At 70.4% G+C, this 18,081-nt stretch carries 19 protein-coding genes; 3 read left to right on the top strand and 16 right to left on the bottom strand.

Translation table 11 applies throughout. From position 1 onward, the window contains the following. The first annotated feature begins 141 nt into the window (after positions 1–141). On the top strand, positions 142–1,425 hold the full coding sequence (locus C8D93_RS18135) for an MHYT domain-containing protein (RefSeq protein ID WP_110266654.1): 1,284 nt from the start codon (positions 142–144) through the stop codon (positions 1,423–1,425). Between the two features lie 5 nt (positions 1,426–1,430). On the opposite strand, the gene C8D93_RS18140 is transcribed toward C8D93_RS18135, so the two are convergent. The 4 genes from C8D93_RS18140 to C8D93_RS18155 all read right to left on the bottom strand — a co-directional run bounded on the left by C8D93_RS18140 (position 1,431) and on the right by C8D93_RS18155 (position 4,311). Then, the gene (locus C8D93_RS18140) at positions 1,431–2,318 is read right to left on the bottom strand and encodes an FAD:protein FMN transferase (RefSeq protein WP_110266655.1); all 888 of its coding nucleotides are present in this window, start codon (positions 2,316–2,318) and stop codon (positions 1,431–1,433) included. Positions 2,319–2,325: 7 nt separating this feature from the next. Continuing rightward, positions 2,326–3,531, bottom strand: coding sequence for a DUF3570 domain-containing protein (locus C8D93_RS18145; protein ID WP_110266656.1), 1,206 nt, complete (start codon positions 3,529–3,531; stop codon positions 2,326–2,328). A 67-nt stretch (positions 3,532–3,598) separates the two neighbouring features. Continuing rightward, positions 3,599–3,802 (bottom strand): DUF4266 domain-containing protein, encoded by a 204-nt coding sequence (locus C8D93_RS18150; protein ID WP_110266657.1) that lies wholly within the window; start codon positions 3,800–3,802, stop codon positions 3,599–3,601. A gap of 26 nt (positions 3,803–3,828) precedes the next feature. Then, entirely contained in the window at positions 3,829–4,311 is a 483-nt protein-coding gene (locus C8D93_RS18155; protein ID WP_170124098.1) for a TlpA family protein disulfide reductase, read from the bottom strand. A 222-nt stretch (positions 4,312–4,533) separates the two neighbouring features. Here C8D93_RS18155 and C8D93_RS18160 point away from each other — a divergent pair, with 222 nt between their 5' ends. Beyond that, complete coding sequence (locus C8D93_RS18160; protein WP_110266659.1) at positions 4,534–5,658, top strand: glycosyltransferase family protein; 1,125 nt, start codon at positions 4,534–4,536, stop codon at positions 5,656–5,658. 32 nt (positions 5,659–5,690) lie between these two features. Here C8D93_RS18160 and C8D93_RS18165 read toward each other — a convergent pair whose 3' ends face one another. The 6 genes from C8D93_RS18165 to C8D93_RS20495 form a co-directional block, all read right to left on the bottom strand. Next, positions 5,691–6,008: a hypothetical protein gene (locus C8D93_RS18165; RefSeq protein WP_146216652.1), complete on the bottom strand. Its 318-nt coding sequence runs from the start codon at positions 6,006–6,008 to the stop codon at positions 5,691–5,693. Next, the gene (locus C8D93_RS18170; RefSeq protein ID WP_110266661.1) at positions 6,005–7,651 is read right to left on the bottom strand and encodes a hypothetical protein; all 1,647 of its coding nucleotides are present in this window, start codon (positions 7,649–7,651) and stop codon (positions 6,005–6,007) included. Before C8D93_RS18170 ends, C8D93_RS18165 begins: the two co-directional genes overlap by 4 nt. Before the next feature lie 69 nt (positions 7,652–7,720). Then, positions 7,721–8,005: a hypothetical protein gene (locus C8D93_RS18175; RefSeq protein WP_146216653.1), complete on the bottom strand. Its 285-nt coding sequence runs from the start codon at positions 8,003–8,005 to the stop codon at positions 7,721–7,723. Next, complete coding sequence (locus C8D93_RS18180) at positions 8,002–8,631, bottom strand: tetratricopeptide repeat protein (RefSeq protein ID WP_110266663.1); 630 nt, start codon at positions 8,629–8,631, stop codon at positions 8,002–8,004. Before C8D93_RS18180 ends, C8D93_RS18175 begins: the two co-directional genes overlap by 4 nt. Beyond that, the gene (locus C8D93_RS18185) at positions 8,615–11,464 is read right to left on the bottom strand and encodes a tetratricopeptide repeat protein (RefSeq protein ID WP_146216654.1); all 2,850 of its coding nucleotides are present in this window, start codon (positions 11,462–11,464) and stop codon (positions 8,615–8,617) included. The genes C8D93_RS18180 and C8D93_RS18185 overlap by 17 nt, the downstream gene beginning before the upstream one ends. After that, positions 11,461–13,110 (bottom strand): hypothetical protein, encoded by a 1,650-nt coding sequence (locus C8D93_RS20495; RefSeq protein WP_146216655.1) that lies wholly within the window; start codon positions 13,108–13,110, stop codon positions 11,461–11,463. Before C8D93_RS20495 ends, C8D93_RS18185 begins: the two co-directional genes overlap by 4 nt. Before the next feature lie 445 nt (positions 13,111–13,555). On the opposite strand from C8D93_RS20495, the gene C8D93_RS18190 reads away from it, so the two are divergent. Continuing rightward, positions 13,556–13,930 carry a cupredoxin domain-containing protein gene (locus C8D93_RS18190; RefSeq protein WP_110266665.1) on the top strand — a complete coding sequence of 125 codons (375 nt, stop codon included), beginning with the start codon at positions 13,556–13,558 and terminating at the stop codon, positions 13,928–13,930. A gap of 295 nt (positions 13,931–14,225) precedes the next feature. Here C8D93_RS18190 and C8D93_RS18195 read toward each other — a convergent pair whose 3' ends face one another. From C8D93_RS18195 to C8D93_RS18215, 6 genes are all read right to left on the bottom strand, one after another. After that, complete coding sequence (locus C8D93_RS18195) at positions 14,226–15,245, bottom strand: YiiX/YebB-like N1pC/P60 family cysteine hydrolase (protein ID WP_170124099.1); 1,020 nt, start codon at positions 15,243–15,245, stop codon at positions 14,226–14,228. Further along, positions 15,236–15,544, bottom strand: a complete 309-nt coding sequence (locus C8D93_RS20780) for a hypothetical protein (protein WP_170124100.1) — start codon at positions 15,542–15,544, stop codon at positions 15,236–15,238. The genes C8D93_RS18195 and C8D93_RS20780 overlap by 10 nt, the downstream gene beginning before the upstream one ends. Further along, on the bottom strand, positions 15,541–16,425 hold the full coding sequence (locus C8D93_RS18200) for a PepSY-associated TM helix domain-containing protein (RefSeq protein ID WP_245903985.1): 885 nt from the start codon (positions 16,423–16,425) through the stop codon (positions 15,541–15,543). Before C8D93_RS18200 ends, C8D93_RS20780 begins: the two co-directional genes overlap by 4 nt. A gap of 28 nt (positions 16,426–16,453) precedes the next feature. Further along, on the bottom strand, positions 16,454–17,008 hold the full coding sequence (locus tag C8D93_RS18205; protein ID WP_245903987.1) for an FMN-binding protein: 555 nt from the start codon (positions 17,006–17,008) through the stop codon (positions 16,454–16,456). 106 nt (positions 17,009–17,114) lie between these two features. Next, positions 17,115–17,576, bottom strand: a complete 462-nt coding sequence (locus C8D93_RS18210; RefSeq protein WP_110266669.1) for a group I truncated hemoglobin — start codon at positions 17,574–17,576, stop codon at positions 17,115–17,117. 25 nt (positions 17,577–17,601) lie between these two features. After that, positions 17,602–18,081, bottom strand: a 480-nt coding sequence (locus C8D93_RS18215) for a DUF3034 family protein (protein WP_146216656.1), incomplete at its 5' end; no start/stop codon positions are given.

The following is an 18,081-nucleotide window of genomic DNA, read 5'->3' on the forward strand; positions in this document are numbered from 1 at the left end:
CGCGCCACGCCGACAGGCGGCACCGGCCTGCGCCGCAGCCGACGACCGCCACGCATCGGCGGAGCAGTGGTGCCCGCAGCGCGGTGCCGGGCAGGCAAGGTATCGCCGTCCTTTTTCGTCTCGCGCCGGGAGCGCTGATCCATGACCCCCGCCTATCTCGTCGGCCAGTTCGATCCGGCCCTGGTGCTGCTGTCCTATCTCGTTGCGGTGCTCGCCGCATACACCGCGATCGACCTCGTGCATCGCATCAGCCAGAACCGTGCCCGCGAAAAGCTGTGGCTGGCGCTCGGTGCACTGGCGATGGGGATCGGCATCTGGGGCATGCACTTCATCGGCATGCAGTCCTTCACCCTGCCGATCGCGCTGGGCTTCGATCCGGCGAAGACCGTGGTCTCGCTGCTCGCCGCCATCGCCGCCGCCGGTTTCGCGCTGTGGACGTCGAGCCGCGAGCGCATGGACAGGCGGGCGGCCGTCGTCGGCACCGTGCTGGTGGGTGCCGGCATCTGCGCGATGCACTACGTCGGCATGTTCGCGATGGAGATGCGGCCGGGGATCGACTGGCACGCGGGTCTAGTGGTCGCGTCGGTCGCCGTTGCCGTCGCGGCATCGGGCGCAACACTCTGGGTCCTGTTCAGGCTGCGAGGCATCGCTCGCCGGCATCAGCTTCTGGCACGCTTCGGCGCCGCACTGGCCATCGGCCTCGCGGTCGTCGCCATGCACTACACCGGCATGGCAGCCGCCCGGTTTCCGGTCGGCGGCAGCAGCGGCGCGCTCGGCAGCCTGACCGGCCTGTGGGTGGTCTGGCCGCTGGCCGGCTTCGCGGCGGCGCTGGCGCTGATGGTCATGGCGCTGGCGGCCTACGACATCCGTGCCCAGGCACGGGCCGCGGAGGCCCTGCGCCAGCGTGCGCTGGACGAGCGCGCGCGCATGCTCGCGCTCTACGACGAGCGCACGATGATGCGCAACCGCGCGTCGTTCCAGCAGGAGATCGTCGGCCTGATCCAGAACTGCAGCCGCAGCGACGGTCAGTTCGACCTGTTCTACGGCAGGCTGCGTTTTCCCGCCCTGCAGGACGACGAGTCCGTGCACGAGGCCATGCGCGTGATCGCCGAGCGGCTGCAGCCGTTGACGCGGTCGACCGATCTGCTCGCGCGCTACAGCAAGACCGAGTTCACGCTGCTGCGCCCGCGCCTGCATCAGGCCGACATCCCGCGTGCACTGCGCGATCAGTTGATGGCCGCCTGCAACCTGCCGCTGCAGGTGGGCGATCAGGTGGTGCAGGCGCAGGCCCATGTCGGCACCGGTAACTTTCCTGCCGACGGTCGCCATTCGCGCCTGCTGTTGCAGGCCGCCGCACGCAGCGACGTGAACGCCACGCAGCTGCTGCCGGCGGTTCTCATCACGCGCGAGGAGGTCGCGGCCTGAGCCGCTCAGGACCTGGCGATACTGCCGCCCAGCCGTAGCTGCGCGTCGACGATCAGGTAAGGCAGCCCCAGCGCCGCGAGCCATGCCGGGCCTCGTTCGGCACCGAGCAGCATTGCGCAGGTGGCGGCGGTGCCGGCGATCAGACACTGGTCCGCCAGGACGCTGACGGCGGCGAGGCCGTCCACGGGCCAGCCGCTGCGCGGATCGAGAATGTGGCTGTAGCGGCGGCCGTCGCGCACGAAACCCCGCTCGTAGTCGCCGCTCGAGGCGATCGCCCCGCGCACCAGCGGCACCGTCGCGATCGCCCCTCCGGCACGCGGATGCTGCACGCCGATCTGCCACGGCGAACCGTCGGCATGCGGTCCGACCACGTGGATGTCGCCGGACAGGTCGACCAGACCGTGGCGGACGCCGTGGGCCGCGAGCACGGCGGCGACACGGTCGGCCGCGTACTCCTTGCCGAAACCGCCGAAGTCGATCTGCATCCCGGCCTGCGGCAAACGCAGGTACGGCCGCGACCACGTCACCCGATGCCAGCCGATCAGCGGCAGCAGCGCGTCGATCTCGGCCTGCGCCGGCACGCGCTGCGCCTTGAAGTCCCAGGCCCGCCTCAGGACACCGGACGTGATGTCGAACAGGCCGCCGCTCTGTTCGTAGGCGGTCGCGGCGTAGTCGAGCAGCGCGGCGGTCTCGTCGTCGACCTCGACCGCCTCGGTGCCGGCGGCGGTATTGATGCGGGAGACGATGCTGTCGTCGCGATACCGCGAATACTTGGTTTCGATGCGCAGCACCTCGGCCTCGCCGGCGCGCACGGCTTCGTCGCCGTCGGCCTGGACGTGCAGCGCGCACGGCCCGCCGAGCGCGGTGAAACGGTGGACGCGCAGCGGCGGCACCGCTCCCTCAGAACCGCTTGCCGAGCCGCAGGTTGAGGATCAGGAACTCGACCAGCCCCGGGTTCTCGACCTCGACCGTGTCGATCGCGTAGCTGCCGTCGGCCTCGTACCACTCCGCGCCACCGCCGATCTCCCAGTCGCCCGGCAGCGCCTTGCGCAGATCGACGCGCACCGCGACCGCGCCGTACGGCGACAGCCGGTAGTCGCTCGACGCCAGGCCATCGCTGCGCAGGCTCTGGTAGTACGGCGCGTAAAACGACGCCTGCGACTGGCTGTACCAGCGCAGCGACGGGGTCAGGCGCCAGCTCTCGGCCAGCATCTGGTGCCAGGCCAGTTCCAGCGTGTGCGCCTCGATGTCCCAGTCGTCGCGGTAGAAGCGGTAGTCGGCGTGCAGGGCCGCACCGATGCCGGAGAGATAGCGGCGCAGGCGCGCGCTGACGGTGAACTGCTCGCGCTCGCCGGGCCGGCTGTCGGCGACCAGCGTCGGGCCGTCGGCGACGTACGCCCGCTTGTACGGGTCACTCAGGAAGCCGTCGTGCAGGCCGTAACTGATCGCGGTCTGCAGCACCGTCTTTGCATTGAGCACCCAGGACACGCCGGCGAACGCGCTGAGGCTGTCCTTGTCCGCCTCGGCGATCACGTCCGGACTGCTGGCGCCGCGCTCGGGCTCGATCTTGTCGTAGGAATAGCCGATGCCGCCGCTGATCGTGTGCGCCACACCCTGCGGCGTGTACTCGAACTCGATGCCGCCGCTGGTGGCCCGGTAGTCGTCTTCCGTCGAGTAGCCGAGCGTCACGCCCCAGTCGATGCCCGCCAGCGGCAGGGCCCAGGACAGCTGCACGTCGGTGCGCTGTTCGCGGATGCTGGCACCGCTCATGACCTGCACCGGCGTGTCGTCGACGCCGGGCTGACGCGGCTGCACGTACCACGGCGACGCGCCGCTGAGCGTCTCGTAGGTCACGTTGGCGACGAAGGCCTGATCGCCCAGCGGTGCCGCCAGGCGGAACAGGTAGGTGTCGATCTCGTAGCGTTCGCTGTCCTGGCCGTTCGCCTCGCGGCTGCCAGGCAGGTCGGCCTCCTCGTAGCGCGAATACAGCAGATCGGTCTCGACCTGCGCCTGTGCGAGCCCCGGCAGCGCCAGCGCCGCGGCCGTCAGCGCCGACAGCGACGGTCCGGCTGCCGCCGGCCGCGTCCTGCGTTCGTCGTTCTTCATCGTCTCCCCACTGGATCGGACCCTTGCCTCACCGCATCCCCACCGCCGCCCCGCAAGCGTCCGTGGCTCAGTTGCAGCCGCAGCCGCCGCCGCTCAGGGTGGCGCCGCCGCTGGCGGCCTCCTTGCTGAACTCGACGTGGCGCCGGTACGCGGCCTGCACCGGATCCGGCTCGAAGGCCATCTCCGCCCGTGCAAGATCGCCGCGTTGCCACGGCTGCACCGGCTCGATCGTCACGCAGGCGCTGCAGACCAGCGCGAGCGGCACCGTCATGGCACCGAGTATTGTCCGCTTCATCCTCATCCCCCTGGTTGCCGCTTCAGCTCGCGCTGCACCGCCGCCTCGATCAGCGGCAGATCCTTGGTCCGGTATCCCGTCTTGACGAAGCGCACGACACCCTCGCGGTCCAGCAGATAGCCGCTCGGCATCGCGGGCAGCGCGAAGGCCTGCGGCCAGACCCCCTGCGGGTCGAGCACGATGTCGAAATCCACGGCGACCCGTTCCAGCATCTTCACGGCCGCGGCGCGCTCGGTATCGACGTTCACGCCGATCACCGTGAAACCCTCGGCGCCGTAGCGGTCCTGCAGCGCGTCGAGCGCCGGCATCGCCTGCAGGCAGGGCGCGCACCACGACGCCCAGAAATCGACGTAGACGACCTGGCCACGACGCGTCGCCAGTGCCAGCTCGCTGCCGTCGAGCCGCGGCGCGCTCAGCGCCGGCGGCGCGTCGCCCGGCTGCAGTGCCATGGCCGGCGGCACCGCACAGAGCAGCGCAAGGGCCATCAGGCAAGACCTTCGTCTTCCCGTCATCTCGATTCGCATGCCGGCAGCTTAACCGCAAGCGCCGCGGGGTTCGTACTCGGTTTTGGCCGACCGGGGCGGCGGTCGCGCACCTCCGGGCCGGCGACTGCAACAAAAGCTTCGCCGTACCGTCATGTCACCGGCATCTGCCGTTCATAGGGTGCGGCCCATGAACGGGCGACGACTGATCCGGGGGGCCGTCAGATGCGCATCGCCTACGGTGTGATGGGCTACGGGCGCGGCCACGCGATGCGCACGATGTCGGTGCTGCCGTCGCTGATGGCGCAGCACGAGGTCACGGTGTTCGCCGGCGGCGACGCCTTTGATGTGCTGGCGCCGCGGTTCCCGACGGTACGCATCCCGACCATCGGCTACCAGTACAACACCGCCGGCCGCCACTCGCTGCGACACACGCTGGTGCGCAACTTCGGACCGATGCGCGACCTGCTGTTCGGCGGCGAGGGCACCGCCGCGATCGAACGCGAGTTCCGCGAACGCGGCATCCAGCTGGTGATCTCCGACTCCGAGGCCTGGACCCACCGGGTGTCGCAGAAGCTCGGCATCCCGCGCATCAGCTTCGATCACGTCGGCATCATCGCCTACTGCAAGCCGCACTTCCCGCCGGACCTGTGGGCGCTGGGCATGCGCGACGCCTGGGGCTATCGCACGTTGATGGGCGTGCCCGAGCGCATCCTGATCTCGAGCTTCTATCCGGCCGAGCCGGCGTACCCGCAGGTGCGCATCGTCGGCCCGATGCTGCGCGACGAGGTGCTGAACGCCAGGGCGTCGAACGGCGACTACCTGCTCGCCTACTTCAACAAGGGCGAGCACCAGTACCTGCCGCATGTCGACCGTGCGCTGCGCCTGCTCGACTGCAAGGTCGTGGTCTACGGCACCCGGTTGCGGGGCGTCGACGACAACCTCGACTTCCGCGCGCCGAGCGTCGACGGCTTCGTGCGCGATCTCGCCGGCTGCCACGCGGTGCTGTCGACCGCCGGCAACCAGCTCATCGGCGAGGCCATTCATTTCGGCAAGCCGCTGCTGGCGATGCCGGAGGATGCCTTCGAGCAGCGCCTCAACGCCTCGATGATCGAGCGCATGGGCGTGGGCATGCACGGCGACCTCAAGCGCCTGACGCCCAGCGACATCGATCGCTTTCTCGGCAGCCATGACTGGTATGTGTCGAACATGCGCGAGCACGCCGGCAACGGTCGCGCCGAGGCCACCGAGATCCTGCACCGCTACATCGGCGACTTCGTGCAGACGCGCAAGCCGGCGCGGCGTGCCTCGCCGGTGCGGCGCGCCAGCGTGCGTGCGCGCAGCGCCTGATCCCCTGCAGCGGCCGTCCGCTTCGCGGCGGCTCAGCGACCCTCGAGCCAGCGTTCGCGCGCGTAGTCGCGGCTGACGCGGTCGTAGTCCGCCAACCGGCGGAATCGCTCGATGTCGACCGGCTGCATCGGCACGTCGTAGGGACCGGGCGTGCGGTCCAGGGCCGATGCCGACGGCTCCTGCCACGGCGCGACGAACAGGCCGACGGCGGTATCGCGGTCGCCGACGATCGTCGTGCCGTCGACTTCGGGCGTCACCGCGGGCTGCTCGTCCTGCGCCGCCGCCGGCATCGCCAGCAGTCCCCAGACCAGTGCCGGGGCGCCGAACGCGCAGGCTCGATTTCGCCTCATGGCATCGCTCCGTTGCCACCGGCCGGCGGCGGGTCGTAGATGCGCGCCAGCGCGAAACGCGCATCGACCAGATAGGCGTCGGTGCTGACCGCGATGCGCTGCAGCACGGCCAGCGCCGCCGCGCCGGCGCGGGCCGTCGCCTGGGCCAGCGGCCCGGCACTGCGCTGCTGCAGCTCGGCGATCCGCTGTTGCAGCGCGCGCACGCGGGCATCGTCCTGCGGCATCGCCGCGAGTGCCTCGGCATGCTGCGCGAGCAGGCGTACCTGGAACAGCAGCGGGCGCCGCGCTTCGATGGCATCGACGAAGTCCGTGTCCGTCGTCAGCAGCGGCATGTAACCGTTTTGGGCATCGGCATCGAAGTCGGCGAGCCAGCGCCGCCAGCCATGTCCGGGGTCGGCGTCGATACGCTCGAACAACCGGCCGTCGCCGAGTTCGAGCAGCAGCTCGTCGAGCCGCGTGCGCACCCGTTCCAGGCGCGCGATGGTCGTTTCGTACTGCTGCTGGGCCTGCGCATGCGCGTCCAGGCGCTGCAGGGCATAGGCGACGACGAGCATGCCCTCCTGCACCACCGGGTCGAAGGGGTTGCGCAGGGCCAGCTCGTTCCACGCGGTCAGCGCCGCGCGCAGGCTGCGATCGCTGATGTCGACGCCCTGCGACCAGTTGTAGCGCAGCGGGTCGCGCCGCCGCAGCTCGTCGGCCTGGTCCGGCGCCATGTCGGCCAGCCGGTCGGCGCCGCGTCCGCCGCGCGCGCGCGCGCCGGACGGCAGCAGTGCCGCCCAGCCCAGTCCGAGCAGTGCCGGGTTCGCATACGGGCCCGGACTGCGCACGCGGCCGAAGGCATCCTTCGCCGCCGCACCGTTGCGCTCGCGCAGCATCTGGTAGCCGAGCGTGAGGTTGGCCAGATCGCGGACCAGTTGCTCGTCGGGCGTGTCGTCGTCGCCGGTGCCGATGCGTTCGAGCATGTCCAGCGCCTGCTCGCGACGACCGTTGCGGAACAGGATCAGCGAGGCGTTGAACAGGCCGACGTTCTGGCTCGGCGGCGCCGGATCGGGAATCGCGGAGACCGGCGGGCCCTCGGCTGCGGCGACCCAGTTCACCCGTGCGTCCTCGGCATAGCGCGCCACGCGCTGGCGCAGGGCGTCGCTGCGGCCGTCGCTGCGCAGCACGCGCAGCGTCGCCGGCCCGCGGCCACCGGACTGCACCGCGAACTCCAGCGACATCGGCACGTTGCTCTTGTTGAACGTCTCGGTCAGCGTCAGCACGAAGCGCGGCGTGTCCGGCGTGGCACCGATGCGGCGCACGAAGAAGCGGGCGCGCAGGCGGTGGGCACCCGGCTCGACATCGGCGACCAGCAGCCGGTGCAGGCCGCCGCGGCGCAGCGCTTCCGCCTCGAAACTGCCGTACTCGTACTTGCGCACCGGCAGATCGTCGATCTGCACTTCGACGCGACGCAGGATCAGGTCGTTGACGGCGGCGCCGACATAGACGCCCAGGGTCGACCGGTTCTGGCGCTGCAGCGCCTCGACCTGGTGATGGATGACCAGCGCCTCGCTGAACAGGTCGTCCTGCGCCGGTGCCAGGGTCGGCAGCAGCAGCACGGCGGGCAGCAACAGGATGCGCAGCGGCCTCGGGATCACGGACACGCGGAAGCGGATGTCGGGGAACGGTGGCGCGAGCCTACCGGCAGCGCGCCGCTTGTTCCAGTGCAGGCTTCAGCGGCTGCGGTACAGACGCTCGCGCCGGTAGTTGCGGATCGCCTCGTCGTAGTCGGCCTGCAGGCCGAAGCCGCGCGCGTCGAGTGCCTGCAGCGGCACGTCGTAGAGCCCCGGCGGACGGTCGAGATCGGAAGCCTGCTCGTCCTGCCATGGCGCCAGATACAGGCCGACCGCCGCCTCGCGTTCGCCGACGATCGTCGTGCCGACCGCCTCCGGCTCCTCGGCCGCGGCGATCGCCGGCAGGAGCAGCAGCAGGCCGGACACGAGGCCGCGCCGCATCACGGCGCGGCTCCGCTGAGCGCCGTGCGCGTGCCGTGCCGCCCTTCGATCTCGCGGATCCAGGCCTCGACGATGAGGTCCCCGCCGCCGGCCTCGCGGTAGCTGCGGTACGCCGCGACCGCATCGTGCGGACGCTGCAGGTAAAGGTCGTAGAGGATGCCGAGGTTGAGCTGCGCCGGCGCGTACTGCGGCTGGGCCGCGAGCGCGCGCCGGTAGGCCTGCTCGGCACGCGCATGGTCGCCGCTTTCGCGGTAGAGCACACCGAGCCAGTTCAGCGCGACCGCATTGTCGGGATTGGCCTCGACCGCCCGCGAGAAACTCTGCAGCGCCGCGTCGCGGTCGCGCGCCTGCGCATGCAGGATGCCGAGGTTGGTGAGGGCACCGGACAGGGCCGGGAAGTCGCGGGCGAGCGCGCTGAACGCCGCCTCCGCTTCCGCGAACTGCTGCGTCTTCATCAGTTCCAGCGCGGCCTTGAAGCGCGCATCGGCGTCGTCGGCCGCGGGTGCCACCGCCGGAGCGGCGGCCGCGGTGCGCGAGACCGGCAACGTGCGCTGCGGCGTCGTGCTGCATCCCGCGACGATGCCGACCAGCAGCAGCACCGCCAGCGGGGTTTCAACCCGGTGTGTCATAGCGAAGATCCCGACGTTCGTGTTTGCCGTAGCGCGCCGGCACCATCTCGGTCAGTGCCGCGGCGCTGCGCTGCACCCACTCGTTCCAGACGCCCTGGTCGAGTCGCGCGAGGTTGGCCTCGAAGGCTTCGATCGCGCTTTCCTCGAAGGGGTAGGCCTGCTCCTCGAGCAGCAGGGTGTACTGCTCGGCCTCGAGTGCATCCAGTCCGCGCGGCCGCGGTGCACGCAACAAGGCGGCACCGAGATCGCGGTACAGGGCGGCGATCTCGTAGGTCGCGGCAGTCGTGGTCTCGGCGAAGCCGTAGTCGGCCGCGGCACCCAGCGCGTCGAGCGCCGCGCGCGTGGCCTCGACCCGGCGTGGCAGGCTGCGCTCGACCGGCAGGCTCAGCGCGATGCGGGCAGCGTCCCCGGCGGCCATGCGGCCGAGCTGCAACTGCGCTTCGGCGGCGGCCGCGCGCTGCGGCGGGGTGCCGTTGCGGGCGACACCGATGATCTGCTGCAGCCACCGGCGCGCACCGTCCGCGTCGTTGCGGTCGACGGCGATGGCGGCCAGGCGCTGTCGCGCGAGCAGGGCCGGCTCCGGCGGTTGCGGGTGCGCCTGCAGGTAGCGCTCGTAGGCCATGCGCGTCTGATCGACGAGGCCCGCCGTCTCGTAGCGCTGCGCGGCACGCCAGGCTGCTTCCCGCCGATCGTCCTGCGGCTGGCGCGTATCGGCGGCGATGCGCGTGTACGCGGCGGCGGCGGCGGCCAGCTGCCCCTGCTCGTCGTAGGCCACGGCGAGCTTGCGGTCGACCTCCGGAATCAGCTCGTGGTCGGCGAAGCGCATGCGGAAACCTTCCAGCGTGCGTGCCGCGGTCGGCCAGTCCTCGGCGGCGATCAGCGACGCCGCGGCGTCGTAGTCGGCCGTGGCGCGGATGCTCGCCGACGGCGCCGCGGTGCCGATGCGCAGGAAGCCGCGGGCGGCGGCGACATGATCGCCGGACTCGCGCAGCGCCTCGGCCTGGTGGTAGATGGACGCGGCCAGCCGTTCGACGGCCGCACCGCGCTGATCCAGCGAGGTCGCCGCGGTGAACGCGGCCAGCAGCTGGGTGTAGGCGGATTCCGCCTCGGCGTAGCGCTGCGCGCCGTAGTGCGCATCGGCGAGCACGGACAGCGCAACGACGCGCTGCGCCGTCGCCGGTTGTGCGTCGAGCACCGACCGTGCGGCCTCGATGGCGCGGTCGGCCTCGCCCAGTTCGAGCAGGTCGGCAGCGCTGGCGGCGAGCACCGGCGTGCGCTGCGGATGTTCGGGGAAACGCTCGGCGAGCTTCAGCCCGGATTCCGCCTGCGCGCGCAGGACCTGCAGGCGCTGCTCGCCGCTCGCATCGGTGCCGAGCCGGCGCCAAGCCAGCACCGCTGCGTGCGCGGCGTCGGCGTTGCCGTCGTCATAGGCGGCGACTTCGAACTCGCGCGCCGCCACCTCGGTCTCGCCGCCGTCGAGCAGCGCCTCGGCGTAGAGCATGCGCGTGGCCGGCCGCTGCGGGTCGTCCGGGTAAAGGTCCAGCAGTCGCCGGTACCCCTGCGCGGCCGCGGCATAGGCGGCCTGTGCCGCCGCGCCGGTCTGCGCCTGGGCGAGGGCGTGGTGATGGCGTGCGAGATCGCCGAGATGACCGCGCACGGCGGCGACGACCGCGGTGTCCGGCTCGCGTCCGCTCCAGTACCCGGCGTCGGCAGCGTAACGGTCGACATAGGCCTGCTTGGCCGCGATCAGCTGGCTGTCGAAGCCGGCCTCGGCGTAGGCGTCGATGATCCGCGCCTGGAACCGGGGCGCCTGTTCATGCTGCGGCTGGCGCGCGATGAAGGCCGCCCAGGCATCGGCCGCGTCGCTGTAGCGTTGCCGTTCGAGAAGGTGGTCGGCGAGTGCCGCATGCAGCAGCACGTCGAGGCGCCGGGGCGCGTCCGGCTCGTCGAGTTGCTCGCCGACGGCGATGCCGCCGCCGAGCGCCGCGAAGCTCAGCCCGGCCAGACGCAGGCTCTCGCTGACCATGTCGGCCTTCTCGAGCGGCACCGCGGCGACGGCCGCCTGCGGATCGACGGGTTCGCCGCGCGGCAGTTCGCGATCGAGGATCGCCAGCAGCGGCTGCAGCGCCGGCCCGTACTGCTGCTGCTGGTACAAAGCCCACGCCAGCTTGTACTGCGCCGGCTCGGCGTAGCGGTGCGCCGCATCGTCCGGCGCCGGTGCCGCGGCGAGAACCGCGCGGTACTCGCGTTCGGCCGCCGCGTAGTCGCGCGCCTGGTACAGCAGCTCGGCCGCCCGGAAGCGGGCCTCGATGCTGCGCGCCGAATCCGGATGTTCGCTGCCCAGGCGGCGCAGCAGCGTGCTGGCCTCGGCCTCGTTGCCCGAGAGCTGCTGCGCACGCGCGAGCTGGTACAGCGCCCGGTCGCGGTTGGGGTGTGCCGGATGCTCGTCGAGCAGGCGCCGGTAGTGCGCGGTCGCGATGGCGACGTCGTCCGGCTCGCCCTCGCCGGCATCGGCGCGTTGCAGGCGCAGGTCGGCCGCGCGCTGCAACGCCTCGGCGCGCAGTCGCGGGTCGGTGGCGTCGGCGATGAGCGCCTCGTACTGTTCGATCGCCACGCGCGTGTCGGCGACGACGGTGTCGGAAGGCGCGACGCGCAACGTGCTCGTCGTCGGCGCGATCAGCTTGTTGAGCCCCCAGATGCCGCTGTAGTCGTGGTGCTCGGTGACTTGTCCGACCGTCGACGGCGGCGTCTCGCGCGTGATCGGGTTCTTCAGCCCGGTCGCCTGGCAGGCGGCGAGCGGCAGCGCAAGCAGCAGCAGCGGACGCCGCGTCACGGACCGGCTCCGCTGGCGACGCGCTGCACGCCACGGTCGATGGCGCGCTGCGAGGGGTCGTGCAGGCGCGCGATGGCGAAGCGCGCCTCGGACAGATAGGCGCCGGTGCCGTCGCGACGGGCGAGCAGGGCGGACTCCGCAGCCGCGATCAGGGCGGCGTCGGCGGCCGCGAGCTGCTGCGCGGTCTCGCGCTGCATCGCCTCGACCCGCTGGCGCAGGGCGTCGACGCGCGGCGTGGCGGCCTGCGCATCGAGCATCCGCTGCATCGTCGACAGCAGCCTCTGCTGGTCGCGCAGCGGGCGTCGGGCCTCGAGCGCATCGAGCACCTCGACCCGCTCCACGAGGATGCGCGTGTACGCGGTGCCGTCGTCGTATGGCAGGTCGGCGAGCCAGCGGCGCCAGCCGTCGCCGGTCTCGGCATCGACCATTGCGAGGAAGCGGCCGTCGCGAAGCTGTTCGAGCGCGGCGTCGATCTGCACCCGCGCCGACTGCAGTTGCTCGACCGCGCGCAGGTAGCGCGCCTGGGCCTGCTCGTGGGCACCGAGGTGCTGCAACGCGTACGGCACGACGAGCATGCCTTCCTGGACGATCGGATCGAGCGGGTCGCGACCGACCAGCTCGTTCCAGGCCACCAGCGCGTCGTGCAGATCGTCGGCGCGTTCGCCGGCAGCGACCGACCAGTTGTAGCGGAACGGCATGCGGCGGCGCAGGTCGGCGGAGTCCGACTCGTCCTGTGGCCACCAGCCGCCTGGCGCGTCGGCGTCGGCGTCGCTGGCCCCGGCTTTCGGCAGCAGGTAGCTCCAGCCGAGTCCGAGCAGCGCCGCGTTGCCGTAGGGCCCGGGACTGCGCACGCGGCGCAGCGCCTCGGCCGCGGCCTCGCCCCGGCGCTGGCGCAGATGCTGGTAGCCGAGCGTGAGGTTGGCGAGATCGCGCACGCGGCGCGTGCCGGGGTCGGTTGCGTCCTGCGTGCCCAGCGTCGCCAGCAAGGCCATGCCGGCGTCCTGCGCGCCACTGCGCATCATCGACACCGCTTCGTTGTAGCGCGTCACCGCCGGCGACGGTGGTGCCGGTAGCGACGGCTGCGGACCTTCGAGTGCGGCGAGCCAGCCGCGCTGTGCGTCGGCGGCAAACTGCGCGAGCTGGTTGCGCTGCACGGCAGTGGGCTGCGCGGAGGTTTTCACCTCCGGCTTCACGCCGCGCAGCCAGCCGCGGTCGACGAGACTGACATCCATCGTCAGCGGACCGTCGCCCTTGTCGAAGGGGTACTCGACCGTGGCATCGACGCGCGGCGTCTGCGGCAGGGCATCGACATGCCGGGAGATCAGCGCCACCCGCAGGCGATGTGCGCCTGCGGGCAGCGGCATCCGCAGCAGGCGATGACGTCCGCCGTTGTCGAGCGCCGCGGTCTCGGCGGCGCTGTACTCGTATTCCAGCGGCGCGTCGTCATCGATCTGCACGCGCACGCGACGCAGCAACAGATCTTCGGCGTGCTCGCCGATCAGCAGCTCGAAGGTTTCGCCGGCGGCCGGCAGCGCCTCGATCTCGCGATACAGATCGACGACCTCGGGCGCGAGCTGTGCGTGCACGGATCCGAACGCGCCGAGGACGGCGACGCTCGCACACTGCAGCAGGCTCTGGATGTTCACGCTCCGCTCTCTCCGCTCGCTCCGCCGACAAAAAAGTCCACAGGCAGGATCGCTGCCATGTGGACGTCGTCATCCGGCGGAACCGTCTTTGGCTCCTGCAGTGCGAAATCGCAACCATCGTGCCAGCGACCGACGGTCGCGAACGGACGACGTGCGCGCGTCGCAGGCCGCTGTCGCACCCGTTTGGGCGGTCGTGCGCACCAGCGTGGGTCGGAGATGCCTGCGAAGACGGCACGAAGGCGGCTCATCGGGCACGAAACCGCCCCGATCCGGCTGGCACGATGATTGCTCCTTCTGCGCTGCGGCCCATGCCGCGCGCGGACCAAAGACGGTCTGCACGGATGAAGACGTCCACCACGCCCTGCCCGGGTGATGGTGGTTTTTTTTTGCCTGCGTCACGCGCAGGCCTCGATGCGATCGCAGACGATCGAGGAGTGGCGGACAGATGAGGGTGAGGACGACGATCCGGACGGTGCGCAGCAGTCTGCTTGGCCTGGGCCTGCTCGCAGCGGCAGGCGGCAGTGCGGCAAGCGAGACGGCGGCTCCGGCCGAAGGCGTGCCGGAAGGCGCCGTCGTGCAGATCGTCGACTTCATGCGCTTCGAGCCGGTGACGCTGACGGTGGAGCCCGGCACCACCGTCACCTGGATCAACAACGACGGCTCCAATCACATCATCCAGTTGCGGCAAGGCGGCAAGAGTCCGCGCCTGCGTCACGGCGCCAACTGGAGCCGCAGCTTCGACACGCCCGGCGAGTATCCGTACATCTGCGCGATACACGGCGAGCGTATGAGCGGAACGATCATCGTGCAGGCGCCGTAACGGACGGCGACTGCAGGTACACGAGCTCTCCCCTTCCCCGTCGCGTCCCTTCGTGGCCGGCGGGGCTTGTTCGTTTCCGCGATCCGGGCGCAAGCGACCCATTCGCCTGATCCGTCTGTGTTGCGCCCAAGAGCTTGGGCGATAGGAACCGCGCAGGCGAGGCAAAGCCATTTCGAGACAGGTTTCGCGTTGATTCGAGGCCAATAGCAGGGACTATTGGCCGAGATGCCGCGCGGAAGATGGCCGAAATGGCAAAGTCGCAGCCGCGCGCGTTTCTGCCGCCCAGGCGCCTAGCTCACGGCATTGAAGCCAGCCGCTGACGTGCGTCCTCGTCGACCCTGCGGGCAAGCACGGCCAGGCGTGAGCGCGCCGGTTCCGGCAGGCGTCGCCACGTCGAGAAGCTGCCGTGCAGCAGCGCCGGCAGGATGCCCGCCGGCGACGGTGAACCGGCGTCGAGTTCGGCGAGCAGGTCGGCACGGCCCGGTCCGCGCAGGGTCTCGAACACCGCCCGGAGCGCGGCATCGAGCGCCGCACTGCGCGCCAGCGCCTGCGGCGCACGCCGCTCGAGCACGCGCACGAAACGCGGATCGGTTTCCAGGTCGTCCGGCACGAAGACCTGCGTGCCGCTGACACCGAGTGCCGCCAGCGGGAAGGTGTCGACCAGACCACCGACATCGGAAAGCTGCGCCGGCACGCGCGGTGCGCCCGGCGCCGCGGCTGCGAATGCGCGCGTGACGACCTCGCTGCAGTAGAGCTGCGCGGCGTCCTCGAGATCGAAACGCAGGTCGTAGTCGAGCGCCGCATCGCGGCGCGTCATCAGGTCGCGATAGGCCGCGATCGCCGCACGCTCGGCGATCGCCGCGTCCTCGTGCCGGTAGACGGCAAAGCGCACGACGCCGCGGTCGAGCCAGTCGTCGAGCGCCGTGGCGCGCAGACCCTCGTCGACGCCGGCCTCGACGACCTCGAGCGTCTGCCACTGCGGATCGAGACCGACGATGGCGATGTGCGAGAAGAACGCCGGCGTCGTCGCGATCTGGCTGATCGCCGCGGACACCAGCTCGTCGCTGCGCACCAGCAGCACGTCGCCGGGCTGGAACGCGAACCGCCGGTGCAGGCGCAGGTCTTCGTAGAGCGTGACGCCCGGCCGCAGCACGTCGCGCAGATGCTCGTCGTCGAGCCGCCGTTGCTCGACGATGCGCGCTCGCGGCGCATCCGCGCACGCCGCGCCGGCCTGTCCGGCGCAGGGTGCCGCCGTTGCCAGCGGCGCGAGAAACAGCAGCGCCAGCGCGAAGCGCGGGGCGCTGCTCAGATCCACCAGTTCCAGGTCTGCGGGTGCTCGCTCAGACCCAGCAGCGACAGCGCAGCGATGCCCAGCAGTCCGCCGCCGGCGACGAGGCCGACGCCGTGCCAGCGCCGCCGCTGCGCGAACCGGTCCCAGCCGCGCAGGCACAGCGAGAAGCCGCCGAGCAAGCAGACGACGGCGAGCACGGCGCGACGCAGCACCGGCGCATCGACTGATGCACCGGCGGCCGCGCAGGCCATCGTCGGCACGAGCAGCCCCGCGGCCAGCAATGCCGTCGCGACGAGCACGGGCGATGCGCCGCGACCGCTCACCGCGACACCTTGCGCCGGTTGCTGCGGATGCGCCACCACATCCAGATGCCGCTGATCGACAGCCCGATCGCGGCGAAGCCCACGAAGTTGATCACCCAGGCGCCGAAGTTGCCGAACAGGCGGCCGCTGTGCGCGTCGACGAGGACGTGCTCCAGCGAGACGCTCGGCCGCGAGTACGGCATCAGCAGCTCGCGCTCGGGATCGGGGATCGCTTCGGTGGTCGACCAAGTCACCTTGAGGGGGTCGATCGGCTGCCAGCTGTCGCCGCTGTCGCCGCTCTGGTAGGCATCGAGATCCTGGACTGCGATCGCGCCGTCCTCGGTCTGGCCGATGCGGCGCACGTTTGACACCGGCAGGATCGGCGAGCGCAGCTCGTCGTAGAGTCCACCGTCCGGCGTGAGCATGATGACGCTGCTGCTGGTGGCGACGAACAGCAGCGGCCGGTCGAGTCCGCCGCCGGCAACGAAGCCGATGGGTTCCTCGATGCGCTCGTTCAACGGTTGCGCGTCGAGCAGCGTGTAGTCGCTGGTGACGGCCAGCCAGTGGTCGCCGGCGTTGAAGCCGGTGCGCGGCGGCTCCGGGTGCAGACCGTACAGCGCCATGACCCAGCCCCAGTCGATGCGCACCGTGTCGTAACCCCAGCCGGCGCTCTGGTTGATCAGGAAGCCGCTGAAACCGAGCCAGCCCATGAAGAAGAAGGCGAACAGGCCCAGGCGCTTGTGCCATTCGCGCAGGGTCGCCAGCAGGTTGGGCTTGGGGCGCGCGGCATGGTGCACGCGCGTCTGCGTGCCGCCACGCCAGAAACGCGAGGCCACTCCCCGGCGCGGTGCGGCCTCAGGCATCGACGGCCGCTCCGTCGGGCCGGTATGAACGCGTGTCATGGCTACGATCCTCCATTGCGGCCGCCACTCACGGCGAGGCCGCGAGTTCGTCGAACATCAGTGCAGTGCGCGCCATGCGCTGCATCAGCTTCACCGAGTAGGTCGCGCCCGAGATGTTGTCGACGCTGCGGTCCAGGCCCTCGCCGCTGGCGCGGGCGCCGAGCAGCTGATGCAGGAACGACAGCTCGCCGACCTGCTCGCCGCGCGATTCCTTGTAGAACAGCACTCGCGCCATCTCGATGGCGCCGTCCTTGACGACGAAACCCGAGGTCGTGGGCTGGTAGCCCTCCTTGCCGATGTCGTCGAAGATCCAGGCGGTGCGGCCGTCCTCACCCCGCCAGTAGCGCAGTCGCGCCTGCGGGAAGCGCCGTCCGTAGATCGGGGCGAGCTTCGCCTGCTTGGCCTCGTCGAAAACCAGCGACTGCACCGGCGGCAGCGTGTTGCCGAAGGCTTCGGCGAGAAAGGCCTCGCGGGTGATGAAGGTCTTGCAGATGATGGGTGGGCATTCCTCAGCGTGCGCCTGCGACGCAAGGGCGCTCAGACCCAGGCACAGCACGAGGGCCCGTTGGGTGCTCTTTTTCAATGTGCTCTCCGATGGCGGATGATTCGGTATTAATCGACAGGCAAAAAGCGGTCCGGTACGACGCCGTACAGGACCGCCCTTCAGCCCGCGTACAGCTTTTTGCCGCTTATCGCGTGACGATGTCGTCGGTGAACGGTGCGAGCGCGTTGATCAGCTGGTTGCAGGCGTAGTAGCTGATGTTGTTGCGTTCGCAGGCGTTGTAGGCGGCTTCGACGACGGCGTTGAACTGGGCCATCGTGATGCCGAGATCGGCGTGCGCTGCAGCCATGCTGGCGCCCTGGTACTCCACGGCGCCGCCGAGCACCATCTGCTCGAGCTGCGTGTTGAGCACGATCTGGCGTTCGACGTTGCCGAATTCCTTGAAGATCCAGTTGATCCGGTTGTCGAGCATGATGTAGTAGAACAGGCTCTCGACCCAGTTGCGCACACCCTGCGCACCGCCGAACTTGGCCAGCGACGCCGCGTCGATGCCCATGATGGGATTGGTCTTCTGCTCGGTCGCGTGGGCCGGCATCAGCGCCGCGCCGGTCAGCATCGCGGCGGCGGCAAGGGACTTGATTCGTTTCATGTCACTCTCCTGTTGATCGCGCGCCTTAGAACGTCAGGTGCGTCGAGAAGTAGAAGCCGTTGTTGTCCGGCGACACCGAGATGTTGCCGAGCATCAGGTAGGCGATGACGAACGAGATCTTCTTGTTCGGCGCGTAGGCGAAGAAGATGTCCCACCAGTCGCTCTCTTCCTCCTGTTGCAGCGCGTTCGACAGTCCGTCAACGCTCAAGCCATCGAGCAGTTCCGTCAGCCCGGTCAGATTCAAGCCGCCAACGTTGATGCTGCGACCGTCGAGGTTGTCGCCATGCTGCTGGTACTCGAAGCCGATCGCGGTGTTCTTGGCAACCAGATGGGCCACCGAGGCCTCGAAACGCACTTCCTTGTCGTTCGAGCATCCTTGAAGGCCGTCGCACCTGCCAAAACCGACCAGGCCGATCTGATTGGCCGAGGTGTAGCGCGCGACGAGATTGACCAGCGTGCTGTAGCGGAAGAACACCTTGGTGAACGCGGCGTAGGCTTCCCAGTC

Source organism: Sinimarinibacterium flocculans, assembly GCF_003201205.1.
In the GTDB taxonomy this organism is placed as follows: domain Bacteria; phylum Pseudomonadota; class Gammaproteobacteria; order Nevskiales; family Nevskiaceae; genus Solimonas; species Solimonas flocculans.

Coding starts and splice junctions, on each gene's coding strand:
- C8D93_RS18145 (WP_110266656.1), bottom strand. CDS start 3,531: ATGAAGAACGACGAACGCAGGACGCGGCCGGCGGCAGCCGGACCGTCG.
- C8D93_RS18160 (WP_110266659.1), top strand. CDS start 4,534: ATGCGCATCGCCTACGGTGTGATGGGCTACGGGCGCGGCCACGCGATG.
- C8D93_RS18210 (WP_110266669.1), bottom strand. CDS start 17,576: ATGAAACGAATCAAGTCCCTTGCCGCCGCCGCGATGCTGACCGGCGCG.
- C8D93_RS18135 (WP_110266654.1), top strand. CDS start 142: ATGACCCCCGCCTATCTCGTCGGCCAGTTCGATCCGGCCCTGGTGCTG.
- C8D93_RS18180 (WP_110266663.1), bottom strand. CDS start 8,631: ATGACACACCGGGTTGAAACCCCGCTGGCGGTGCTGCTGCTGGTCGGC.
- C8D93_RS18190 (WP_110266665.1), top strand. CDS start 13,556: ATGAGGGTGAGGACGACGATCCGGACGGTGCGCAGCAGTCTGCTTGGC.
- C8D93_RS18150 (WP_110266657.1), bottom strand. CDS start 3,802: ATGACGGTGCCGCTCGCGCTGGTCTGCAGCGCCTGCGTGACGATCGAG.
- C8D93_RS18200 (WP_245903985.1), bottom strand. CDS start 16,425: ATGACACGCGTTCATACCGGCCCGACGGAGCGGCCGTCGATGCCTGAG.
- C8D93_RS18165 (WP_146216652.1), bottom strand. CDS start 6,008: ATGAGGCGAAATCGAGCCTGCGCGTTCGGCGCCCCGGCACTGGTCTGG.
- C8D93_RS18155 (WP_170124098.1), bottom strand. CDS start 4,311: ATGGCCCTTGCGCTGCTCTGTGCGGTGCCGCCGGCCATGGCACTGCAG.